The 22,171-nt window shown below is 67.5% G+C and carries 23 protein-coding genes; 16 read left to right on the top strand and 7 right to left on the bottom strand.

Annotated features, from left to right (window positions below; all coding sequences use genetic code 11):
• Nucleotides 1–54 precede the first annotated feature (54 nt).
• The 5 genes from A5740_RS10655 to A5740_RS10635 are packed head-to-tail and all read left to right on the top strand — an operon-like array spanning nucleotide 55 to nucleotide 3,709.
• On the top strand, nucleotides 55–813 hold the full coding sequence (locus tag A5740_RS10655) for a hypothetical protein (RefSeq protein ID WP_076193824.1): 759 nt from the start codon (nucleotides 55–57) through the stop codon (nucleotides 811–813).
• Nucleotides 810–1,559, top strand: a complete 750-nt coding sequence (locus A5740_RS10650; protein ID WP_076193822.1) for a hypothetical protein — start codon at nucleotides 810–812, stop codon at nucleotides 1,557–1,559. The genes A5740_RS10655 and A5740_RS10650 overlap by 4 nt, the downstream gene beginning before the upstream one ends.
• 8 nt (nucleotides 1,560–1,567) lie before the next feature.
• Nucleotides 1,568–2,164 (top strand): cytochrome c oxidase subunit 3, encoded by a 597-nt coding sequence (locus A5740_RS10645; RefSeq protein ID WP_076193820.1) that lies wholly within the window; start codon nucleotides 1,568–1,570, stop codon nucleotides 2,162–2,164.
• 2 nt (nucleotides 2,165–2,166) lie between these two features.
• The gene (locus A5740_RS10640; RefSeq protein ID WP_076193855.1) at nucleotides 2,167–2,433 is read left to right on the top strand and encodes a cytochrome C oxidase subunit IV family protein; all 267 of its coding nucleotides are present in this window, start codon (nucleotides 2,167–2,169) and stop codon (nucleotides 2,431–2,433) included.
• A gap of 25 nt (nucleotides 2,434–2,458) precedes the next feature.
• Nucleotides 2,459–3,709: an alpha/beta hydrolase gene (locus A5740_RS10635; RefSeq protein ID WP_076193818.1), complete on the top strand. Its 1,251-nt coding sequence runs from the start codon at nucleotides 2,459–2,461 to the stop codon at nucleotides 3,707–3,709.
• Here the strand turns inward: A5740_RS10635 and A5740_RS10630 are convergent.
• The 4 genes from A5740_RS10630 to A5740_RS10615 are packed head-to-tail and all read right to left on the bottom strand — an operon-like array spanning nucleotide 3,682 to nucleotide 9,179.
• A complete protein-coding gene (locus tag A5740_RS10630) occupies nucleotides 3,682–5,373 on the bottom strand; it encodes an ABC transporter family substrate-binding protein (protein ID WP_076193816.1) in 1,692 nt (563 codons plus the stop codon). The two genes, A5740_RS10635 and A5740_RS10630, sit on opposite strands and share 28 nt — an antisense overlap.
• Before the next feature lie 43 nt (nucleotides 5,374–5,416).
• Nucleotides 5,417–7,267, bottom strand: coding sequence for an ABC transporter ATP-binding protein (locus A5740_RS10625; RefSeq protein ID WP_076193815.1), 1,851 nt, complete (start codon nucleotides 7,265–7,267; stop codon nucleotides 5,417–5,419).
• Nucleotides 7,264–8,205, bottom strand: coding sequence for an ABC transporter permease (locus A5740_RS10620; protein WP_076193813.1), 942 nt, complete (start codon nucleotides 8,203–8,205; stop codon nucleotides 7,264–7,266). Before A5740_RS10620 ends, A5740_RS10625 begins: the two co-directional genes overlap by 4 nt.
• Nucleotides 8,202–9,179: an ABC transporter permease gene (locus A5740_RS10615; protein ID WP_076193811.1), complete on the bottom strand. Its 978-nt coding sequence runs from the start codon at nucleotides 9,177–9,179 to the stop codon at nucleotides 8,202–8,204. The genes A5740_RS10620 and A5740_RS10615 overlap by 4 nt, the downstream gene beginning before the upstream one ends.
• A 131-nt stretch (nucleotides 9,180–9,310) precedes the next feature.
• Here A5740_RS10615 and A5740_RS10610 point away from each other — a divergent pair, with 131 nt between their 5' ends.
• The 3 genes from A5740_RS10610 to A5740_RS10600 all read left to right on the top strand — a co-directional run bounded on the left by A5740_RS10610 (nucleotide 9,311) and on the right by A5740_RS10600 (nucleotide 10,211).
• The gene (locus A5740_RS10610) at nucleotides 9,311–9,568 is read left to right on the top strand and encodes a hypothetical protein (RefSeq protein ID WP_076193809.1); all 258 of its coding nucleotides are present in this window, start codon (nucleotides 9,311–9,313) and stop codon (nucleotides 9,566–9,568) included.
• A 49-nt stretch (nucleotides 9,569–9,617) separates the two neighbouring features.
• Nucleotides 9,618–9,887, top strand: coding sequence for a hypothetical protein (locus tag A5740_RS10605; RefSeq protein WP_083654033.1), 270 nt, complete (start codon nucleotides 9,618–9,620; stop codon nucleotides 9,885–9,887).
• A gap of 75 nt (nucleotides 9,888–9,962) precedes the next feature.
• Nucleotides 9,963–10,211 carry a hypothetical protein gene (locus A5740_RS10600; RefSeq protein WP_076193805.1) on the top strand — a complete coding sequence of 83 codons (249 nt, stop codon included), beginning with the start codon at nucleotides 9,963–9,965 and terminating at the stop codon, nucleotides 10,209–10,211.
• On the opposite strand, the gene A5740_RS10595 is transcribed toward A5740_RS10600, so the two are convergent.
• Entirely contained in the window at nucleotides 10,208–10,651 is a 444-nt protein-coding gene (locus A5740_RS10595) for a hypothetical protein (protein ID WP_076193803.1), read from the bottom strand. The genes A5740_RS10600 and A5740_RS10595 overlap by 4 nt on opposite strands.
• A 191-nt stretch (nucleotides 10,652–10,842) precedes the next feature.
• Between A5740_RS10595 and A5740_RS10590 the strand changes: the two genes are divergently transcribed.
• The 6 genes from A5740_RS10590 to A5740_RS10565 are packed head-to-tail and all read left to right on the top strand — an operon-like array spanning nucleotide 10,843 to nucleotide 18,856.
• Nucleotides 10,843–11,547, top strand: a complete 705-nt coding sequence (locus A5740_RS10590; protein WP_076193853.1) for a response regulator transcription factor — start codon at nucleotides 10,843–10,845, stop codon at nucleotides 11,545–11,547.
• On the top strand, nucleotides 11,525–13,138 hold the full coding sequence (locus A5740_RS10585) for a cell wall metabolism sensor histidine kinase WalK (protein ID WP_076193802.1): 1,614 nt from the start codon (nucleotides 11,525–11,527) through the stop codon (nucleotides 13,136–13,138). The genes A5740_RS10590 and A5740_RS10585 overlap by 23 nt, the downstream gene beginning before the upstream one ends.
• 22 nt (nucleotides 13,139–13,160) lie before the next feature.
• Nucleotides 13,161–15,026: a glycosyltransferase family 39 protein gene (locus tag A5740_RS10580; RefSeq protein ID WP_076193800.1), complete on the top strand. Its 1,866-nt coding sequence runs from the start codon at nucleotides 13,161–13,163 to the stop codon at nucleotides 15,024–15,026.
• Between the two features lie 55 nt (nucleotides 15,027–15,081).
• Nucleotides 15,082–16,368: a bifunctional glycosyltransferase family 2/GtrA family protein gene (locus A5740_RS10575; protein ID WP_076193798.1), complete on the top strand. Its 1,287-nt coding sequence runs from the start codon at nucleotides 15,082–15,084 to the stop codon at nucleotides 16,366–16,368.
• Nucleotides 16,365–18,320 carry a glycosyltransferase family 39 protein gene (locus tag A5740_RS10570; RefSeq protein WP_076193796.1) on the top strand — a complete coding sequence of 652 codons (1,956 nt, stop codon included), beginning with the start codon at nucleotides 16,365–16,367 and terminating at the stop codon, nucleotides 18,318–18,320. Before A5740_RS10575 ends, A5740_RS10570 begins: the two co-directional genes overlap by 4 nt.
• A 44-nt stretch (nucleotides 18,321–18,364) precedes the next feature.
• Complete coding sequence (locus tag A5740_RS10565) at nucleotides 18,365–18,856, top strand: carbonic anhydrase (protein WP_076193794.1); 492 nt, start codon at nucleotides 18,365–18,367, stop codon at nucleotides 18,854–18,856.
• Here A5740_RS10565 and A5740_RS10560 read toward each other — a convergent pair whose 3' ends face one another.
• The gene (locus A5740_RS10560) at nucleotides 18,857–19,246 is read right to left on the bottom strand and encodes a PaaI family thioesterase (RefSeq protein WP_076193851.1); all 390 of its coding nucleotides are present in this window, start codon (nucleotides 19,244–19,246) and stop codon (nucleotides 18,857–18,859) included.
• 56 nt (nucleotides 19,247–19,302) lie between these two features.
• On the bottom strand, nucleotides 19,303–19,884 hold the full coding sequence (locus A5740_RS10555) for a TetR/AcrR family transcriptional regulator (RefSeq protein WP_076193793.1): 582 nt from the start codon (nucleotides 19,882–19,884) through the stop codon (nucleotides 19,303–19,305).
• A 74-nt stretch (nucleotides 19,885–19,958) separates the two neighbouring features.
• Between A5740_RS10555 and A5740_RS10550 the strand changes: the two genes are divergently transcribed.
• Both A5740_RS10550 and A5740_RS10545 read left to right on the top strand, forming a co-directional pair.
• Entirely contained in the window at nucleotides 19,959–21,086 is a 1,128-nt protein-coding gene (locus tag A5740_RS10550) for a hypothetical protein (RefSeq protein WP_076193791.1), read from the top strand.
• Nucleotides 21,080–22,096, top strand: a complete 1,017-nt coding sequence (locus tag A5740_RS10545) for a phosphotransferase family protein (RefSeq protein ID WP_076193789.1) — start codon at nucleotides 21,080–21,082, stop codon at nucleotides 22,094–22,096. Before A5740_RS10550 ends, A5740_RS10545 begins: the two co-directional genes overlap by 7 nt.
• Nucleotides 22,097–22,171 lie beyond the last annotated feature (75 nt).

Below are 22,171 nucleotides of genomic sequence, written 5' to 3'. Positions count from 1 at the left end.
CTACGGTTTCGAGAAAGAACAGTCCTGACTGAAGTCAGTTTTGGAGGTGGGGGAGTGCAAATCCTCGAGCAGGTTCAAGACCTGCCGAAAGCCGGAAACATCAAGGCTCAATGGGTGAGCCTGTGGACCGGGCCGGCAGTCGGCGCCGTCCTGTTGGCGGCGTTTCTGGCGTTTCCCGGCTTCTGGCCGCCGATGTCGCCGACGTGGAGTGCGCAGCAGGTGGCCGGGTTCTACGCCGACCACACCGCGTGGATCCGGCTCAGCCAGGTGACGTTCAACCTGTGCGGCATCCTGATCCTGCCGTTCTTCATGGTGATCGTGGTCCAGATGAAGCGCATGAAGACCCAGAGCCACGTGTTCGCGTACTGCTATCTGACCGCCGTCGTCAGCGGCGCCACCATCTTCGCCCTGTCGAACATCTTCTTCCTGGTCGCGGCGTTCCGGCCGGCCCGCAACCCCGAGTTGGTGATGTTGCTCAACGACCTGGCCTGGATCGTGTTCGTGGCGCCGGTGGGCATGGTGGTCTCGCAGTTCGTGTTGCTTGCGGTCGCGGTCTACTTCGACAACGGCCCGGAGCCGGTGTTTCCCCGCTGGGTGGGTCACTACTCGCTGGCGACGGCCATCGCGATGGTCCCGGCTGCGGGGGCGGCGGTGTTCCAGACCGGGCCGCTGGCCTGGGACGGCGTGCTGTCCTTCTGGCTGCGCAACGGCGCCTTCGCGGTCTTCGTCATCGTGATGTTCTTCGTCCTGCGCCGGGCGGTGCTCCGGCAGGCCGTCCAAGAGGGCGTGACGGCCCCGGGGATTCCCGCGTGACCGTCCTGACCCCCGGTCCACCCACCCGCTCCGCGGATGAGGCGCCGCCGGGCAAGCCCGATGTGCGGTTGATGACGTGGTTCTTCCCGCTGTGGTACGGCGCGTTCGGCGTCATCATCTGCATTCTGACCCGGGTGACGCCACCGCCGCGCCCCGACGTCACCGCAGCCGACAAGGTCGCGTTCTTCACCGAGCACGGTTTCACCATCAAGATCGGGTTCTGCCTGCTGTTGATCCTGCTGGGCGGCGCGGCCATGACCAACGGCCTGGTGGCCTACCAGATCAAACGCATGTCGGTCGGTTCGGTATTCGCCTACGGCTACATCGGCGGTATGAGTGTGGGCGCGCTGCCGGGGTTTCTTCTGGTCTCGGTCTGTTTCCTCACCGCAGCGTTGCGGCCCGATCGTGACCCGGAGCTGATCAGCCTGCTCTACGACCTCGGAATGCTGTCCTACAACGGCTCTTTGGGCTGCTTCACGGCCGCCTACTTGGTTTTTGCAATCGCCATCCTCTACGACAAGAACCAGATCTTCCCGGTCTGGTTCGCCTACGTGACCATCTGGCAGATCATCACCGAGGTGATCGCCACGCAGATGTTCGTGTTCGAGTCCGGGCCGTTCGCCTGGAACGGTTCGATCGCGTTCTGGTGGGCCGTGGTGGTGTTCTCGGTCTGGCTGTCGGCGCTGATCGTGCTGCTGCGCCAAGCGGCTGTCCGTGAATCCCTGGACGAGCCGGGACTGGAGTGAGGCGAACCATGTCAAGCAATCCTGTGGTGACACAAGAGGATCCGCCCGTCGACGCAACGTCGTCGCACCTGCCCGGCGACGGGCACATGTGGGTCATGGTGCTCGGTGATCTGGTCATCTTCGGTGGCTACTTCATCGTGTTCATGATCTACCGGACGATGCAGCCGGACGAATTCCTGCGGGCCCAACAGCATCTCGACATCAACATCGGGGTGCTCAACACGGTGATCCTGCTGACCAGTTCGTGGCTGGTGGCGCGGGCGGTGCTGGCCGCCAGGGCCGGCCGGTACGACGCGGCAATCCGGCTCACCTACGCCGGCGGCGTCGGCGGTGTGTTGTTCATGGCCTGCAAGGGTTTTGAATGGGCGGTCAAGATCCGGGCCGGCCACACCAACTCCGAGATGTTCTACTCGTTCTATTACGTGCTGACGGGGGTCCACCTGATCCATGTGTTGATCGGGTTGATCGTGCTGGGCGTCATCGTGCGTGAGTTGCGCAATCCGTCGCGTCGCCGGGCCTCGGTGGTGGAATCGAGCGCGATCTACTGGCACATGGTCGACCTGCTCTGGGTGATCATCTTCGGCCTGCTCTACGTGGTGAGGTGATCATGACCGAGAGAGCTGTGACCCAGACCTGGCTGGTGCTGGTCGCCATCACCGTCGGATCCTGGTGGCTGGCGCCGGCCCAGTACTCGTCCACCCTGGCGGCCAGCGTGCCGATCACCGTGCTGGTGCTGGCGTTGACGCTGGTCAAGTCCCGTCTGATCATCCGGCAGTTCATGGAGGTCCGAACGGCACCGAGGTGGCTCAAACTCGCCACCGACGGCTGGCTGGTGGTGCTGTTCGGGGCGGTATTGGCGATCTATCTGATCTGAGCGCGGCGCGGCACAATGGAGCGCAATGACCATGAACGCCAAGCGCAGGCGCGTGCACGACAAGCTGGCCGCGCTGCCGGGGGTGCGGGCGGTGCGACGCCCGGTCAGCCCTGGGTCGCAGGAGCAGTTCGACCTGTTCTACGTGCGCACCGGGCGCAAGTCGGCACAGCCGGTCGTGCTCATCCCGGGTGGTCCCGGCGTCGCGTCGATCCAGCCGTACCGCGCGCTGCGACGGCGCGCGGCCGCCGCCGGATTCGACGTGATCATGATCGAGCACCGCGGCGTCGGGATGTCGCGGCACACCGACGCGGGTGCGGATCTGCCCCCGGCGGCCATCACCGTCGAGCAGGTGGTCGACGACATCGCCGCCGTGCTCGACGACGCTGGTGTGCACCAGGCGATGGTCTACGGCACGTCCTACGGCAGTTACATCGCGGCCGGGTTCGGTGTGCGCCATCGCGACCGGGTGGCCGCGATGGTGCTGGACTCACCGCTGCTGTCCACGGCCGACATCGAGGCCATGCGTCGCGCCATCCGAGATCTGCTGTGGGACGGACACGATCCCGAGACCGTGCAGCTGGCGCCGAAGGTGCGCCGATTGGTGGCCGACGGGACGCTGGCCACCAAGGGTGGGGACCTGATCGGCCTGCTCTATGGGTTCGGCGGCGCCGCGCTGCTGAACCGCCAGCTCGACCTGCTGTTGCGCGGGCGCACCCTGGTGTGGTCGGTGCTGCGCCGGCTGATGCGGCTCTCGACACGAAAAGCGCCGTACCGCAACGAAGTCGATCTCGTCGGTCGGATCGCCTTCCGCGAGTTGAACTACGCCGGGGTGCCCGACGGGCTGCCCCTGGACCCCGCCCTGGACATGGTCGACATGATCGGCAGCGCGAAGTTCTACGAACCCTTCGAGGCCGAGCCCTTCGACCTGACGGCCGAGTTACCTGGCTTCGACTGGCCCACCGTCGTGCTGTCCGGCGGCCGCGACCTGACCACACCACCGGCCATCGCCGAACGGATCGCCGTACTGGTGCCGGATTCGGTACTGGTCCGGATGCCGACGGTGGTGCACAGCGTGCTCGACACCCGCGAGCGCGCCGCCTTCGCGGTGATCCGAGCGGTGAACGAGGGTGCGGTCGAACAACTCTCGGCGGTCGCCGTCGAGCTCGACGCGCTGCCGGCACGCGTCGTCGTCCGCGCGGCGGTACGTGCGGTCTCGGTGGCCATCTCGGTGGAGGCGGCCACCTTCGGCTACTTGAGGAAACCGATCTTCGTGTAGTCGGCGTCGGCGAGGCCGAAGGCACCGAAATTGGCCAGGTTGCTACGGACCGCGACGTTACCGGGAGACTGGAACAGCGGGAGGCTGAACACCTCGTCGAACAGCATCCGGTCCAGCTCGTTGGCCTGGGCCAGCGCCTTGGCCGGGTCCAGCTCCTCCAGCGTCTGTTCGATCTTGGCGTCGATCTCCGGGCTGCCGATCTTGCCGAAGTTGCTGGCGCCGTCCTGGGCGTAGATCTGGGTCAGGGAGCTCAACGGGAACGCGTCGCCGAGGAAGGCGAACTGGGCAATGTCGAAGTCGCCCTTGATGATGTAGTTGCTGAAGAACCCCGTGCCCGGTTTGGTGTCGAGCTGCAGGTTCACCCCGATCTGGCCCAGCATGTTCTGCGTGATCTGAGCCACCTGCCGGGTGCTGCCGGCGTCGTAGAAGACGTTGCGGATGACCAGTTCCTTGCCGTCCTTCTTCCGGAACTGCTGTCCTTCGGGCACTTTCCAGCCCAGCGCGTCCAGCTCGGCCCTGGCCTGATCCGGGTCGAAGGCCACCGAGCCGGCGTTGTCCTGATAGCCCTGCTGGCCGGCGACGAAGATGTGGTTGTTCAGCGGGACCGGATTGTCGGTGAGACCCCGCTGGGTGATGTTGGCGATGGCCTGCCGATCGATGCCCTTGGCGACCGCGCGGCGTAGGGCTGGATCGGCCAGGATCGAGCCGGGTGCGCCGTTGAACGTCAGGTGATACCAGCTGGCAGACGGTGCCCGCCGGATGCTGATCCCGGCGGTCTTGCGGGCGATGGTCAGCTCGTCCAGAGATGCGGTGCCGGTGGCGTCGATGGTGTTGTTCTGCAGGGCCGGGATACGCGCTGCGTCATCGAGCACCAGGAAGGTGATGGTGTCCAGCAGCGGTGGGGTGCCCCACCATTTGGGGTTGCGGCTCAACGTGATCCGCTGCGCGCCCCGGTCGATGTTGGAGACCAGGAACGGGCCTGCCGCCGGTCCCGGTTCGCTCAGCTGGGCCTTGTTGAAGGCTTCGGGCGTGGAGGTCATGCTCTTGGGCAGCAGCCGCCCATTGCCGGCGAACATGCCCTTCCAGTCGGCGTAGGGCTTGTCGAACGTCATCACGGCCTGCCGGTCGTCCACACCGCGGGTCACCGAGCCCACCCGTTCGCAGCCGTTGGGTGCGGCGATGATGAACGCGGGGTTCTTTCCGCTGTTGGCCTCGACCTGGTACTTGATGTCTTCCCAGGTGATCGGCGTGCCGTCGGACCACACCGCCTTTGGGTTGATCGTGTAGGTGACCACCTGCGGGTTGGTGCCCGTGAGCTCGACGTTGGTGAAGTAGTCGGTGTTCACCGTGGTCGACCCGTCGGCGGCGATCGTGAAGGCCCGCGGCAGCGTCGGCTTGGTGATCGAGCCGACGTCGCCGGTGTTGCCGTCGATGTGCAGCGGATTGAAATTCGACGGGAACTCCGTCAGGGCCAGCCGCAGATTGCCGCCTTGGCGCAGGTTCGCGACATCCTGTGGATTGATGTCGTTGGTGCTGCCGATCTCGGCGTTGCCGCCGGCCGAGGGGGCCTCCCGGTCGCCGCCCGAACAGCCGGCCAGCGCGAGTGCGGTGATCGCCGCGACAATGGCGAACCGCTGGAGCTTGAACACCTTCAACCCGTTCATTCCGTCGATGCTAGAGGCAGCTACCCGTCCGGTGCGGCAATACCTAACCGGCGGCGGGCCCCGGTTGCGGTCTGGCCTGCGGCACGGCGGCCAGCAACCTGCGGGTGTAGGCGTGCTGCGGATCGGTGAACACCGCGTCGCCGGAGCCTTGTTCGACCACCGCACCCTTGTACATCACGGCGACGTCGTGGGCCAGGTGCTTGACCACCGACAGGTCGTGGGACACGAACAGATAGGCCAGGCCGAACCGGTCCTGCAGATCCAGCAACAGATTGATGATCCCGGCCTGGATCGAGACGTCCAGCGCGGAGACCGGTTCGTCGAGCGCGATGATCTTGGGCTGCAAGGCCAGTGCGCGGGCAATCCCGATGCGCTGTTTCTGGCCGCCGGAGAACTCCGCCGGGTAGCGGCCGGCGTCGGCCCGTCGCAGCCCCACCAACTCGAGGAGTTCGGCCACCCGGTCGTCGATACTGGGTTTGTCGAACCCATTGGCCGACAAGGGTTCTGCCAACACATCCGACACCGGCAACCGCGGATCCAGCGAGGCCACCGGATCCTGGAACACCACCTGCAGGTCGGTGCGTAGCCCCTGGCGAGCCCTGCGGTTCAGGGTGGCCACGTCGGACCCGAGCACCTCGATCGAACCGGATTGCGGTGCAGTGAGATTCAGGATCTGGTGCAGCGTGGTGGATTTGCCGGATCCGGATTCTCCGACGATGCCGAGCGTGCGGCCACTGTGCAGGTCGAAGCTGACCTGGTCGACGGCGCGGACCTCGCCGACCTGGCGGCGAAACACCACGCCTTTGGTCAACTTGTAGGTCTTGGACAGGTCGCGTACCCGCAGCACCACCGCGGTGTCCTCGCGCGGGGCGAGCGGGGCGGCCGTGTCCGTCACCTCATAGATGTCGGCCGCGCTGCGCCCGGCGACCTGCTCGGTGCGGATGCAGGCGGCGTGGTGGTCGGGTGCCAGCTCGAGGAGCTCGGGTTCTGCCGCCTCACATTCGTCGATCGCCAGTGGGCACCGCGGGGCGAACGGGCAGCCATGCGGTGTCGTGGTGAGTGAGGGCGGCGCACCGGGGATCGGCACCAGGCGGGTGCCCTGCGGGGCGTCCAAGCGCGGGACCGACCCGAGCAGCCCGACGGTGTAGGGCATCCGGGCCTGCTCGTACAGCTTGGCCACCGGCGCATCCTCGACTGCCCGGCCCGCATACATCACCAGTGCCCGGTCGGCGAACTCGGCCACCACGCCCAGGTCGTGGGTGATGATCAGCACTCCGGCGCCGGTGACGTCGCGGGCGGTCTTGAGCACGTCGAGAATCTGCGCCTGCACCGTGACGTCGAGGGCGGTGGTGGGCTCGTCGCAGATGAGCAGGTCGGGATCATTGGCGATGGCGATGGCGATCACCACGCGCTGCCGTTCCCCACCGGACAACTCGTGCGGGAAGGCGCGGGCCCGCTGCTCGGGTTGGGCGATGCCCACCAGCTCAAGGAGCTCCACGGCGCGGGTGCGTGCCGCACGCCGACTCAGGTCGCGGTGATGGGTTTCGATGGCCTCGGCGATCTGGTCGCCCACGGTGTAGACCGGTGTGAGCGCGGACATCGGATCCTGGAACACCGTGCCGATCGTGTTGCCCCGGACCTGTGACAGCTGCGCGTCGGACAGCCCGATCAGTTCCTCGCCGCGCAGCCGCACCGATCCGGAGACCTCGGCGAACTCGGGTAGCAGCCCGACGACAGCCATCGCGCTGGCCGACTTCCCGGCACCGGATTCACCCACCAGGGCGACCACCTCGCCGGCGTCGACGTGAAAGTTCAGCCCCCGCACCGCATGGACCGCATCGGCGTCGGTGGGGAAGTCCACCGTCAGGTCGGATACCTCGAGTAGCCGGCTCATGCGCGTGACTTCCTGCGGCGCCGCAGCCGGCCGCTGCCCGGATCCAGCGCGTCGCGCAGACCGTCACCGACGAGGTTGGCGCACAAGATGATCAGCACCAGGACCCCGGCGGGGAACAGGAACACCCAGGGGAATGTGGTGGCGGATTTGGTGCCGTCGGCGATCAACGTGCCCAGTGAGACGTCGGGCGCCTGGATACCGAAACCCAGGAAGCTCAAACCGGTTTCGGCCAGGATCGCCAGGCCGACGTTGAGCGCGGTGTCGATGATCAGGATCGAGGCCACGTTGGGCAGGATGTGACGCACGATGATGCGACGGTTGCTGACGCCCATATAGCGGGCGGCCAACACGAATTCGCGCTCCCGCAGGCTCAGCGTCATCCCGCGCACGATGCGTGAGCTGATCATCCAGCTGAACGCCGAGAGCAACACGATCAACCAGAACACCCGATCCGACTGGCTCAACCGCGGCGTGACGATCGCGATCAGGATGAAGCTGGGCACCACCAGCAGCACGTCGACGATCCACATCAGGGTGCGATCGCGCCAGCCGCCGAAGTACCCGGCGACCGAGCCGACCGTGGCGGCGATCACTGTCGAGATGAATGCCACGCAGACACCGATCAGCATGGATTTCTGCATGCCACGCAGGGTTTGGGCGAAGATGTCCTGTCCCAGGGCGTTGGTGCCGAACCAGTGGTCGACAGACGGGGGGGTCTGCAGCGCGTAGTAGTCGAGATCGGAGTAGTTGTACGGCAGTAGCGGCGGCAGCGCGTAGCAGGCGACGAACATGACGATCAACAGCGTCAGCGATATGACCGCGGGCCAGTTACGCAGGAAGCGGCGGAACACAAGAGTGCGCCGGGTGGCGAATTCCTCGGTGTGCAGGCCTGAACGGGCCGCGTTCGCCTCGCCCGCGGTGCCGGAAGTCTGTGTCATGTCACCCGCACCCTCGGGTCCAGTACCGCGTAGATGACGTCGGAGAGCAGGCCGGCGACCAGGATCACCGTGCCGGTGAACACCGTGATGGCCGCGATGATGTTCGTGTCCTGGGTGGCGATGCCCTGCACCACCCATTCGCCCATGCCGTGCCAGCCGAAGATCTTTTCGACGAACACCGAGCCGGTGACCAATCCGGCCACCCCGTAGGCGAACAGCGTCGCCATCGGGATCAGTGCGGTCCGCAGACCGTGTTTGAACAGGGCCCGGCGCCGGGTCAGGCCCTTGGCCCGCGCGGTGCGGATGAAGTCCTGTCCGAGGACGTCGAGCATCGCGTTGCGCTGGTAGCGGCTATAGCCGGCGATCGCCATCAGGGCCAGGGTGAGCGTCGGCAACACGAGGTGCTGCAACCGGTCGACGAACTGGTCCCAGGGGCCGCCGACGGGCACCGGCGCCGTTTCCCCGGTGTACTCGAAGATCTGCACGCCCAGGATCGAATTCACGTTCAGCGCGGCCAGGATGAGCATGTTGGCTATCACGAACGACGGGGTGCTGATCACCAGCAGCGACAGCACGGTGATCACCCGATCCGACAGCCGGTACTGGCGGATCGCGCCCCAGGCACCGACCACCACACCGATCACCGCGCCCGAGATGGCGCCGATGACCAGCAACCGCAGCGTCACGCCGATGCGCCGCCACAGTTCGTCGGACACCGGCTGTCCGGTCACCGTGGTGCCGAAGTCGCCGCGGACCGCCCCGGCGGCCCAGTCCACGTAACGCAGTGGAATCGGCTTGTCGAGGCCGAGCTCGGCGGCCTTGGCGTCGATGGCGGACTGCGGGGGCCGCGGGTTGCGCTGTTCGAGGCTGTCGAGAGGTTTGAAGTTCAGCGACGTCAGCGTGAACGTGAGGAACGAGGCCAAGGCCAGCAACACGATGTAATTGAGCAGCCGGCGCGCCAGAAAGCGCGTCATCCGGTCGTTCCCGCCCACGGCTGCATGGCACACAGGGTAAAACAGCGAGAACGCAAAGCCGGTCAGCGCCCGGCGGCGATTGGCAGCTGGTTCACATGGTGGGCATAGAAATCAGGCGTTCACTGAAATCTATGAAAGTCAGCGAACTCAGGAACCTCAAGGTGATCGCTGCGGCTGCCGGTGGTGCGGCAGTGGTGGGCCTCGGCGTCTTCGGCGCGGTCACCGACATGCACGTGGGCGGCGCCCCCGCCGCAGTGGCGTCGGGATCCCACATGAACCTGGGGCAGACCGTCACCGAGACGACGCCGCCGAGCATGCCGGCGATCTCCATGGCGGTGCCTGCGCTCAAGGGCAACACTCCGCCGCAAGGATTCGCCACCACGCACTGAGCGCCTGCGGTTTCAGCTTCCGCCGGGACGGTTATCCGACGTCTCGGAGGTGAGCTCATTGCGTAAAGCGAAAGAAAACAATCAACGAAATCTGAAGTTGGTCTCTGCCGGGGTCGGCGCCATCGGCGGGTTAGCCACTGTGGCGTTCGGCGTCGCACTGGGCGGCGGCCTCACCGGGGCCGAGCATCGGGTCGAACCGCCGGACATCACCACAGGACAGACCGTCACCCCGACCACGCCGCCGACGGCTCCGGAGATCCCGAACGCCTCGCCGACGGTCTCGGCGACGACGCCGTCCGGGTTTGCCACACCGCACTGACCGACGCCGATCACCGGCGCCGGCGTGCCGGCGGCCCGTTTTACCCGGGGCCCGTATGCCGGTAGGGAAGTCGGCATGGCAGAAGACGGACGCAACAAGCGGACCAGGTACGCGATGGCCGGTGTCGGGGCGCTCGCACTGACTGCGATGGGGGCTTTCGGGGCGATGGTGACCGAGGCTCCGATCAGTAGTGCGGTGATCGGGCCGATACCGGTTGCCACGATGGGCAAAACGGTGACGAAGTCGACGACTCCCAGTGAGTTGGAGACGTCGGTGGCCACACCGCCGGTGAAGGCGGAACGGCCCGACGGTTACGGCGGTTAGCCGGCGGCTTGGCCGATGCTGGTGACGGTCGCCGGTTCTGCCGATGCGGTGCCGGGGCGGGTGGCCTGAACCAGTACGCCGTCGTCGACCCCGAAGCCGGGGACGACGCCGGCGGGCAGGACGTAGCTCTGGGTGAAGCCGTCGTTGCTGCGCACCGTCACAGACGTGCCGGTCAGCTCGGTGACCGTGCCGGTCTGGGTCAGCGTGGTGGTGAAGCTGCCGTCAGGTTCGACGGTCACGGCTTCACTGTGCAGGGCGGGCGTGTCGAGTCGGTCTGGCCCATTTGGTCCACGCATCCCCGGGGGCGGTCCGCCCATTCCCGGTGGCCCGCCGTGGTGCCCGGAGCCGTGGGTGTCGGTCGCCGCATAGACGGCCGCGCCGCCCAGCCCGGCGATCGCCGCCGCGATTCCGACCGCAGCGGCCGTGTGGCGCATGCTCATGTCTCCACGGTGCAGATGTTGTCTGTGAGTCCCCTGTGTCCTGGCTCTGTCCGACATGTGGCCGCGGACTTCACAGCCGGCGCATAGAAATGGCACAGGTTGACCCTATGGGCGGGTCAGATAATGGACCGGTGAGCACTGTGACGAACGGGGCGACCAACGGGACCGATTCCGACTCCGGCCGTGCCGTGATGCGTCGGGCCGACGGCAATCCGATCCACGTCCTGGTGGTCGACGACGAACCGGTCCTGGCCGAACTGGTGTCGATGGCCCTGCGCTACGAGGGCTGGGACATCGCCACGGCCGGCGACGGTGCCAGCGCGCTGGCCGCGGCCAAGGAAAACCCGCCCGACGTCGTCGTCCTCGACGTGATGCTGCCGGACATGAGCGGGCTCGATGTGCTGCGCAAACTGCGCGAACAGATCCCGGGCCTGCCGTTGTTGCTGCTCACCGCCAAGGATTCGGTCGAGGACCGCATCGCCGGCTTGACCGCAGGCGGTGACGACTACGTCACCAAGCCGTTCAGCCTGGAGGAAGTGGTGCTGCGGCTGCGGGCGCTGCTGCGTCGCACCGGGGTCACCAGTGAGGACGGCGGCGCCAAGATCGTCGTCGGCGATCTGGTGCTCGACGAGGACAGTCACGAGGTCACCCGCAGCGGTGATCCGATCACCCTGACCGCCACCGAGTTCGAGCTGCTGCGCTTCATGATGCGCAATGCCAAACGGGTGCTGAGCAAGGCGCAGATCCTGGACCGGGTCTGGAGCTACGATTTCGGCGGTCGGTCCAACATCGTCGAACTCTATGTCTCGTATCTGCGCAAGAAGATCGACAGTGGACGCGAACCGATGATCCACACGTTGCGTGGCGCGGGGTATGTCCTCCGGCCGGCCCGCTGAGGTGACGAGCGGGCCGACGAGCGCCACCCGGTGGTGGTCGCCGCGAACCTGGTCGCTGCGGGCTCGGCTGGTGGTCACGCAGGTCCTGCTGCTGGCTGTCGTGTGCGCCAGCATCGGTGTGGCCACAGAGTTTGCGCTGCAACGGTTTTTGATGAACCAGCTCGACGATCAGCTGATCGAGGCAGGCCGGCGTTCGGCGGCGATCTTCGAGCTGCCGCCCCCGCCGCCGGGAACCCCGCCGCCTCCGGGGATACGCGGACACCGTCACCGCGTGCCGTTCGACCCGGAAGAGGGGCCGGGGCCGGGATTTCTCAACGCTCCGGGGCAGGCCGCGCGCATGGTCGGAGCGGTGGTGTCACCGCAGCGACCGGTGGACGCCGGGGTGATCACCACCGAAGGCGAGCGGATCGAGGTCAGTGCGGCGGCGGCCGAACAGCTCGCCGCGATCCCGGCGACTCGGGATCCCGAAACCGTGGACCTCGACGGGCTGGGCCGTTACCGGTTGATCGGCCTGCATCCGCGGCACAGCAATGTGGCGACCATCGTCACCGGCCTGCCGACGGCCGTCGTCGACGACACCCTGCTGTGGGTCCTCGGCATGTTCTGTGTGCTCGCGGCGATCGCGCTGATCGCCGCCACCACCGGCGGCATCCTGGTCATCCGACGCCAACTCGCGCCGTTGTCCCGGGTCTCGGCGGCGGCCCGCGAGGTGGCCGATCTCGAGCTGGACCGCGGCGAGGTGAAGTTGCCGACGCCGATCGTGCCGGTCGACCCCGCCAGCGCCCACACCGAGGTGGGCCAACTCGGCACCTCGCTGAACCGGATGCTGGACCGGATCGCCAGTGCGCTTTCGGCTCGGCACGCCAGCGAGACACGCGTGCGGCAGTTCGTCGCCGACGCCAGCCACGAATTACGGACGCCGCTCGCGGCGATCCGCGGCTACACCGAACTGGCCCAACGCAAACGCGACGACCTGCCCGCGGATGTGGCGCACGCGATGAACCGGGTCGAGTCCGAGACGACACGGATGACCCAATTGGTCGAGGACATGCTGCTGCTGGCCCGCCTCGACGCCGGCCGGCCGCTCGAACGCGACAGCGTCGATCTGTCGCGCCTGGTGGTCGACTCGATCAGCGACGCCCACATCGCCGGGCCCGACCACCAGTGGGCGCTCGACCTTCCCGACGATCCGGTGATGGTCGAGGGCGACGAGGCCCGGCTGCATCAGGTGCTTGCCAACCTGTTGGCCAACGCCAGGACCCACACGCCCGCCGGAACGTCGGTGACCGTATCGCTGAGGTCCGACCCCGAAGCCGAAGCGAACGCGGTGCTGCTCACCGTCGCCGACGACGGACCTGGCATCCCGGCCTCGCTGCTGCCCGACGTGTTCGAGCGGTTCGCCCGCGGCGACTCGTCCCGATCCCGCCGTGAGGGCAGCACCGGGCTGGGCTTGGCGATCGTGGCCGCGGTGGTCAAGGCACACGGCGGCACCATCGCGGTGCGCAGCGCTCCGGGGTCGACCGAGTTCACCGTGCGATTGCCTGGCACCGGCTCACAGCTCACCCACAGGACGGACAAATCGGGCACCTAGCCGGCGCAGCAAACATGGGAATGTGACCCTTGTTGCCGCCGATCCCGCTACCGACGCGCAGGAGGCGGCACCCGAGGCATCGAAGCCCCGCAGTTCGACTGTGATCGCCCAACGCATTGCCCTCGGTCTGCTGTTGGCCGGCACCGCGGTGCTCTACCTGTGGAACTTGTCGAGCAGCGGGTGGGCGAATGCGTTCTACTCGGCCGCCGCGCAGGCCGGCGCCGAGAACTGGACCGCGATGCTGTTCGGGTCCAGTGACGCCGGAAATGCCATCACCGTGGACAAGACGCCCGCGGCGCTGTGGATCGTGGACCTCTCGGTGCGGCTGTTCGGGCTGAGTTCCTGGAGCGTGTTGGTGCCCCAGGCGCTCATGGGGGTCGGTGCGGTCGCGGTGCTCTACGCCGCGGTGCGCCGGGCCGCCGGTCCGTGGGCCGGTGTGCTGGCCGGCAGCGTGCTCGCGCTGACGCCGGTGGCGGCGTTGATCTTCCGGTTCGACAATCCCGACGCGCTGCTGGTGCTGCTGCTCGTGGTGGCCGCCTACTGTGTGCAGCGCGGTCTCGAAAAAGACGCCGGCCGTTGGTGGTTCGTCGCCGCCGGCGTCGCCGTGGGTTTCGGCTTCCTGGCCAAGATGTTGCAGGCGTTTCTGGTGCTGCCGGCCTTCGCCGCCGCGACGCTGGTCGCCGGGGATCGCCGCTTGGCGCGCCGCGTGCTCGATCTCGTCGCGGCCGGTGCCGCCATGGTGCTCAGCGGTGGTTGGTATCTGCTGTTGGTGGAACTCTGGCCGTCCTCGTCACGGCCCTACATCGGTGGCTCACAGCAGGACAGCATCGTCGAACTGGCCCTGGGGTACAACGGTGTGGGCCGACTGACCGGTGATGAGACCGGTGGCCTGGGCAACCTCAACTTCGACGTCGGGCCGGGCCGGTTGTTCGGGTCGACCATGGGCGCCGACATCGGCTGGCTGCTGCCCGCGGCCGTGATCTGCCTGGCGGCTGGGCTTTACCTGACCCGCCGCGCACGTCGCACCGATACCACTCGTGCCGCGCTGATCCTGTGGGGCGGTTGGCTTCTCGTCACCGCGGCGGTGTTCAGCTTCATGAACGGCATCGTGCACCCGTACTACACCGTGGCGCTCGCACCGGCAGTCGGCGCGGTGATCGGTATCGGTGCCACGCTGTTGTGGCGTCGGCGTCGCGATATCCGTGCTGCCACTGCGATGTCGGGTGCGGTGGCGGTGACCGCGATTCTGGCGGCCGTGTTGCTGACCCGTGCCGATGACGTGTTCACCTGGCTGCGCGCCGTCGTCGCGGTCGGCGGGCTGGGCGTCGCAGCGCTGCTGCTCATGGTGAATCGGCTGGACCGTCCGATGGTGCGGGCGACGGCAGCGCTGGCGGTCGTAACATGTTTGGCCGGCCCGGCCGCGTATTCGATCGCCACCGCGGCGAGCCCGCACAGTGGGGCCATTCCGTCGGTGGGTCCGTCTCGCGGCGGCGGTTTCGGCGGCATGTTCGCCGCACCCGAACCCGGGCCGTCACTGACCGCGACCCTGTCGGCCGGGGCCGACCGATACCGATGGGCCGCGGCGGTGGTGGGATCGTCGAACGCCGCGGGCTATCAATTGGCCACGCGCGCACCGGTGATGGCCGTCGGCGGCTTCAACGGCACCGATCCGGCACCCACACTGGCAGAGTTCCAGCGGTTCGTCGACGAGGGCGCGATCCACTTCTTCATCCGATCCCACATCATGGCGGGCGGATTCGGCGGACACACGCCCAGTGGCAGCCGCTCGTCCATCGAGATCGACGAATGGGTGCGGGCCAACTTCAGCCCCGTCACCCTCGACGACGTGACGATCTACGACCTGACTCACCGTGCGCCGAAGACATAGCCGGCGCATAGCTTCGCCCCACCCAGATCACAAGCCCGCGGAGAACGATGAAGCCATGACAACCTTGGTCCAAGAGCCCGAGCAGCGGTTCCAGTTCGCCTCGCGGCCGAACGCCGCGGTCCTCGCGCGGGCCGCCGGAGTGCCCGTGCTCGACGTCGTCGTCCCGGTGTACAACGAGCAGGCCGCGCTGGCACATTCGGTGCGCCGGTTGCACTGCTACCTCCGAGAGAACTTCGCGGTCCCGGCCCGCATCACCATCGCCGACAATGCCAGCACCGACGAGACTCCGCGGATCGCCACCGAACTCGCCGACGAACTCGACGACGTGCGGGTGGTCCGGTTGGAGGAGAAGGGCCGAGGCCGCGCCCTGCATGCCGTCTGGTCCACCTCGGATGCGCCGGTGCTGGCCTACATGGACGTCGACCTGTCCACCGATCTGGCCGCACTGGCCCCGCTGGTGGCACCTTTGATCTCGGGGCACTCCGACCTGGCCATCGGCACCCGGCTGGGCCGCGGCTCGCGCGTGGTCCGCGGGGCCAAACGAGAGTTCATCTCCCGCTGCTACAACCTGATCCTCAAATCGACTCTGGCGGCGCGCTTCTCGGACGCGCAGTGCGGATTTAAGGCGATCCGCGCCGACGTCGCGCAGCGGCTGCTGCCCCACGTCGCCGACACCGGATGGTTTTTCGACACCGAGCTGCTGGTACTGGCCGAGCGCAGCGGCCTGCGGATCCACGAAGTTCCGGTGGACTGGGTGGATGATCCGGACAGCCGGGTGGACATCGTCGCCACCGCCACCGCCGATCTCAAAGGCATCGGCCGGTTGCTGCGCGGCTTCGCCAACGGCTCGATCCCGGTGAACACCATCGCCGCCCAGCTCGGCTCGTCGCGCAAGTCCGCCGCCCCGGGCTCGTTGTTGCGTCAGGTGGTGCGCTTCGGGGCGGTCGGGGTGGTCTCCACGCTGGCCTACCTGTTGCTGTTCATCGCCCTTCGGGCCGGCCTCGGTGCGCAGGCGGCCAACCTGGTGGCCCTGCTGGTCACCGCGGTCGGAAACACCGCCGCCAACCGGCGGTTCACCTTCGGCATCGCCGGGGCGGGCAACGTCACCCGGCATCACCTCGAGGGGCTCACGGTCTTCGCGATCGCGCTGGCCATCACCAGCGGATCACTCGGGCTCCTGCACCTTGTGGCGCCCGTCCCGCACCGAGGCGTCGAACTTGCCGTATTGGTGGCGGCCAACCTCCTGGCCACCGTGGTGCGCTTCGTCCTGCTGCGCGGATGGGTATTCCATCCGGCCCGGACCCGGCGCGGCACCGGACCGAACCGGAAGACAGGGATATGACAACCATCGTCGACGCCGCACCCGACGCCGGTGCCGCCGCCGCGGACGCTCAGAACACCGTGACCCCGCGCTGGGTCCGGCCGTCCTATTGGGCCCTGTTGGCCGGCACGGCAGTGCTCTACCTCTGGGCACTGGGCTCGTCGGGCTGGGCCAACAGCTACTACGCCGCCGCTGCCCAGGCCGGCACCCAGTCCTGGAAGGCCTGGCTCTTCGGCTCGTTGGATGCCGGCAACGCCATCACCGTGGACAAACCGCCTGCAGCGATGTGGGCCATGGGCTTGTCCGGCCGGTTGTTCGGCTTCAACGAGTTCACCATGCTGTTGCCGCAGGCGCTGATGGGTGTGGGCGCCGTGGCCCTGCTGTATGCCACGGTGCGACGCACCAGCGGACCCGCGGCCGGCCTGATCGCCGGGGCGGCGCTGGCGCTGACGCCGGTGGCGGCCTCGATGTTCCGCTACAACAATCCCGATGCACTGCTGGTACTGCTGCTCGTGCTGGCCGCCTACTTCATGGTGCGCGCCGTCGGTCCGGTATCGGTGCGGGCAAGTGCCGGATGGGTGGCGTTGGCCGGCTGCACACTGGGTTTCGCGTTCCTGACCAAGATGTTGCAGGCCTTCCTGATCCTGCCAGGCCTGGCCTTGATGTTCCTGGTCGCCGCGCCGGCGGTCGGTGTGTGGAAACGGTTGGGCACCTTGCTGATCGGTGCCGCCACGATGATCATCTCGTCGGGCTGGTACATCGCGCTGGTGGCCTTGTGGCCGGCCGGCTCCCGTCCGTACATCGCCGGATCGACCGACAACAGCCTGCTGCAACTCGCCTTCGGGTACAACGGCTTACAACGCATCCTGGGACAGAACGGGCCGGGGCCCGGCGGCCCTGGCCCCGGCCCGGGGGGACCCGGTCACGGCCCTGGTCGCGGTGCCAACCTGATGTTCGGCGGTGATCCGGGTATCGGCCGGATGTTCGGACTGTCCATGGGCACCGAGGTGTCGTGGTTGTTGCCCGCCGCACTGATCGGGCTGGTGGCCGCGTTGTGGTTGACCCGCCGTACCGCGCGGACCGCCGGCCTGCGGGCCGGGCTGCTGATGTGGGGTGGTTGGCTGCTGGTCACCGCGGTGGTGTTCAGCTTCATGGACGGAATCATCCATCCCTACTACACCGTGGCGCTGGCGCCCGCGGTGGCAGCGTTGGTCGGCATATCGGTGTCCGATTTGTGGCAGCGCCGGGACGGTTTGGTTGCTCGGCTGGTCCTGGCGGTGATGCTGGCCGGTACCGGAGTCTGGGCGTTCGTGTTGTTGGACCGGACCCCGGACTGGCTGCCCGCGCTGCGCTGGATCGTGCTGATCGGTGCGGTGCTGACCGCCGTGGCACTGCCCCTCGCCGCCCACCGGCCGGGCAAGCTGCCGGTGGTGGTGGCCCTGGCCGCCGTGCTCTTCGGCTTCGGCGCGACCGCGGCCTACACCATCGAGACGGTGGCGAAGGTGCACGGCGGTGGGCCGATGGCCACTTCGGGCCCGAACCGCGACTTGGGCTTCGGTGGACCGGGCGGACCGGGTGGCCCAGGTGGGCCGGGTGGGCCGCCTGGCTTCGGCCGAGCCGACGATTCGGCCCTGGCTGCGCTCATCGCCGGTGCCGACGGTCGTTGGGCCGCAGCGAGTGTGGGCTCGATGATGGTCAGCGACCTCGAACTCAAGACGGGGGAGTCGCTGATGGCGATCGGCGGATTCACCGGCAGCGACAACTCGCCCACGTTGGCGCAGTTCCAGCAGTATGTCGCCGACGGTCAGGTGCGGTACTTCCTGGACCGGCCCGAACGGGGAAAGGGTGGACCACCCCACGAGGCCCGCGGCAGCGCCGGCCAGATCACCACCTGGGTGAAGGACAACTTCACCAAGACAATGGTCGGTGACACCCCGGTGTACGACCTGCGGGCGCCGCTGAACTCAGCCTGATTCTGTTGCTGGCCATGCCGTGCGTCCTTCGCTAGCGTCGGTTCATGTCTGTCACCGATCAGTACCTGGCCAACAACGAGGCCTACGCCAAGGGCTTCACCGGGCCGTTGCCGTTGCCGCCGAGCAAGCATGTCGCGGTGGTGGCCTGCATGGACGCCCGGTTGGACGTCTACCGCATCCTCGGCCTGGGCAACGGTGAGGCGCACGTCATCCGCAACGCCGGCGGCGTCATCACCGACGACGAGATCCGCTCACTGGCTATCAGTCAGCGGCTGCTGGGGACCAAGGAGATCATCCTGATCCACCACACCGACTGCGGCATGCTGACGTTCACCGATGACGGGTTCAAACAGCAGATCCAGGACGACACCGGGATCAAGCCACAGTGGGCGGCCGAGGCATTCATCGACCTGGAGGAGGATGTGCGCCAGTCCTTGCGCCGGATCGAGGCCAGCCCGTTCGTCACCAGACATGAATCGTTGCGCGGCTTCATCTTCGACGTCGCCACCGGCAAGCTCGACGAGGTCACGCTCTGATCAGCCGACTTTGTACGTGGCGATCGCCTTGGCCACCGGTTCACCGTCGGGAGTGAGGACGTCGGCCTCGCAGTTCACCAGGGACCTGCCCTGGCGCAACACCCGACCCACGCCGATCAGGTCAGTGGCCCGCGCCGGGGCCAGATAGCTGATCGACATCGAAACCGTCACCCCGCGAAGCGAATCCGGTACCTCGACCTGAGCCCAGGCCGCGGCCATCACCGTGACGTCGGCCAGCGCGGCGATCGCGCCGCCGTGCACCATGTCGGCGATCGTCACGTTCGACGCGTCCCACGGCAACCGCAGCCGCACCTGGGGGCCGTCGAGAATTTCGGCGACGATGCCGAGTTTCGCCACGAACGGGGACTGGGGCAGGAACTGCTCCATCACGGCCGGCCCGGTCTGAATACTCATGGCTGTCAGCCTGCAGGCCCAGGGTCAGCGCCTCAATTACCTGACGGGTAATCGGCGCGGGCCAGGGCGGTCAGTGCGTCGGCGGTGCGGTCACAGAACGCCTCCCGGTCGGCCAGACCGCGGGTCATGGCGCGCACCACGGTACTGGCCACCAGGAAATCGAACACCGAGTCGGCGCGGGCGGTATCACCGCCGAGCAATTCGACCATCAGGGCACGCACGTCGTTCTCCGAGCGCAGCACCAACCGCTCGTAGCTCGTCTCGTCGAGGTGATAGGCGGCCAGCAGACCGGGCAGGGCGGCCCGGGTGACCGGGTTGGCCAGCCAGTCCAGAAACATTGCCACCCAGCCGCGAAGGTCGGCACGTAGATCGCCGGTGGGTGCGGGCACCGGGACGGTGTCGGTGTGGCCGAACGCGGCATCCTCGACCAGTGCTTCCTTGGTGGGCCACCGCCGGTAGATGGTGGGCGCACCGACCCCCGCCCGCCGGGCGATCGCCAGCACCGTGGTGCCCTGATAGCCGGCCTCGACCAGCAACTCGCGCGCCGCGGTCAGCACGGCGGCGTCCTTGGCCGGATCGCGGGGGCGCCCGGGTGCGGGGCCGGAACTGGTCACGGCAAAAACCTACCGTCAGCCGGCGCCGCCTGTTACGTTACGGCTCATAACGTAATTACCGGAAGGGATCGCCGATGCTCACCCCGCACGACGAACTGCTGTGCCACCAGTTGCCGACCACGTTCGACCACGTCTCCCAATCCGATCTGCGCTGGACCGAGCGCATCGTGATGTACGGCTTCGACCGGTCCGGGGACATCAACGTGATGACCGGGCTGGCCCGCTATCCCAACCGCAACGTCACCGACGCTTACGCGATGATCACCACCCGTGACGGCAAGGCCCGGGTGGTGCGGATGTCCACCGAGCTCAACCCGGAATCCGGCGCACTCGGCACCTATCGCGTCGGCCCCTTCACCTACCAGGTCGAGGAACCGCTGCACACCGTGCGTGCGGTCCTGGAACCCAACGAGCAGGGCATCAGCCTGGACCTGCGGCTGCGCGGGCAGTTCCCGGCCTATGAACAGACCGCGGCATTCCACCGCACCCGTGGCCGCGTCAACGAGGACGCCCGCCGGTTCTACCAGAACGGTGACCTGGAGGGTTGGATCGAGATCGACGGACAGCGCATCGAGATCGACTCGTCCCGTTGGTGGTTCGGTCGCGACCACTCCTGGGGCATCCGCAACGGCCCCGGCGGCGGCAGCCTGCCCGAGGGCGCCAACCTGCAGCCTCCGGAGATCCCCGACGGCACGCTCTACTACATGGGGATCTTCGAATTCGAGGACCAGCTGGTGCATTTCGCACAACGCGAGACCAGCACCGGGGCGCGTTGGCAGTTCGAAGGCGAGATCCTCTATCCGCTGGACACCGGCCGCGCGGCCGACAGCATCATCGACGTCGAGCACGATCTCACGTTCCGCGACGATCTGCGGGTGATCAGTGGCGGCACCTTCACCGTGCATCATGCCGACCGGACCACCAGCACAATCGAGGTCACCCCGATCACCGATTTCTGGCCCGGGCTGGCCGGCTACATGGAGGTCAACGGGTATGCCTCCGGGCATTGGCGCGGAAAAGATTTCATCGACGGCTTCACCGCCGACACCACCGATCTCGACGTGGTCCGGCCGGTCAGCTTCCTGTCCGAGACGCTGTGTGAGGTGCGAATGCGAGACAACGGCCGGGACAAGACAGGCCACGGACTCGTCGAAATGGTGTTCGTCGGAGCGTATCCGCGGTACGGGTACACCGGATGGTGAGGCCCGCAGCTGACGAACTTGCGGCTGCCTTTGAAACCGTTGCCCGCCAACGTATCCCTGGGGCAAGCAACGCCAAGGTGGTCAACTGGGCGCCCAGTCCCGGCGGGTTCTCCACCGAGACCTTCCTGTTCGACCTCGACGGTCTGGACGACGGCACCAGCGTCGGTCTGGTGTTCCGCCGGCCACCGGAATTCCAGATTCTGCCCGACTACGATCTGCGCCGGCAGTACCTCGTGATGAATCGCCTTGCGGCCGCGCCGGTTCCGGTTCCCACCATGCGATGGATCGACGCGGACGGCGAGGCGCTGGGCACCCCGTACCTGGTGATGGATCGCATCGACGACGTCGTCGGCGTCAGCGACGTGCCGCCCTACCATCAAGCCGGTATCTTCGCCGAGACCGACGATGCAGGCCGCGCCACCCTCTGGAACGGCTGCGTCGACATGATCGCGGCGGTACACCGCCTCGACCCGCAGCGGTACCGCCTCGGGTTTCTCGGAGACGCCACACCGGCCGCGTTGACGGAGTTCCTGCGTTACGCCATCGGCTGGGCCTACGGCGACAAGCCGATCCACCCGGTCTTCACCAAGGCGCTGGCTTGGCTGGAGGCGCACGACTACACGCCGGAGCGGATCGGGTTGTGTTGGGGTGACGCCCGGATGTCGAATGTGCTGTACCGCCGAGACCTCACCCCGGCCGCGGCGCTGGATTGGGAGATCGCCTATCTCGGTGACCCGGCCGCCGACCTCGCCTGGCTGTTGATGACCGACTGGATCAGCAGTCCGCTGCCCGACAACGCGCCGGCGCCCGGCACACCCTCCCGGGCCGAGACCATCGACCGCTACGAGCACGCGGTGGGGCACCGGATCGGCAACATCGCGTTCGGTGACGTCACCGCGCCGCTTTTGCTGGCGGTCGCCATGGTCCGGCTCAACCGGCGCTTCGACATCCCCGGGGTGGACCTCGCCGACGTCTGCGCCCGGCGCATCGACGCGGTGCTCGGCAGCTGACCCGAGTCGCGGGGCTGAACTACATTGCCCCCGATGCGCTCGATCACGGAACCCGAGAACCCGCCATTCCCACGG

It is taken from the genome of Mycobacterium sp. GA-1841 (assembly GCF_001954135.1).
GTDB lineage: Bacteria > Actinomycetota > Actinomycetes > Mycobacteriales > Mycobacteriaceae > Mycobacterium.
This window is presented reverse-complemented; position numbering and strand designations above follow the sequence as displayed.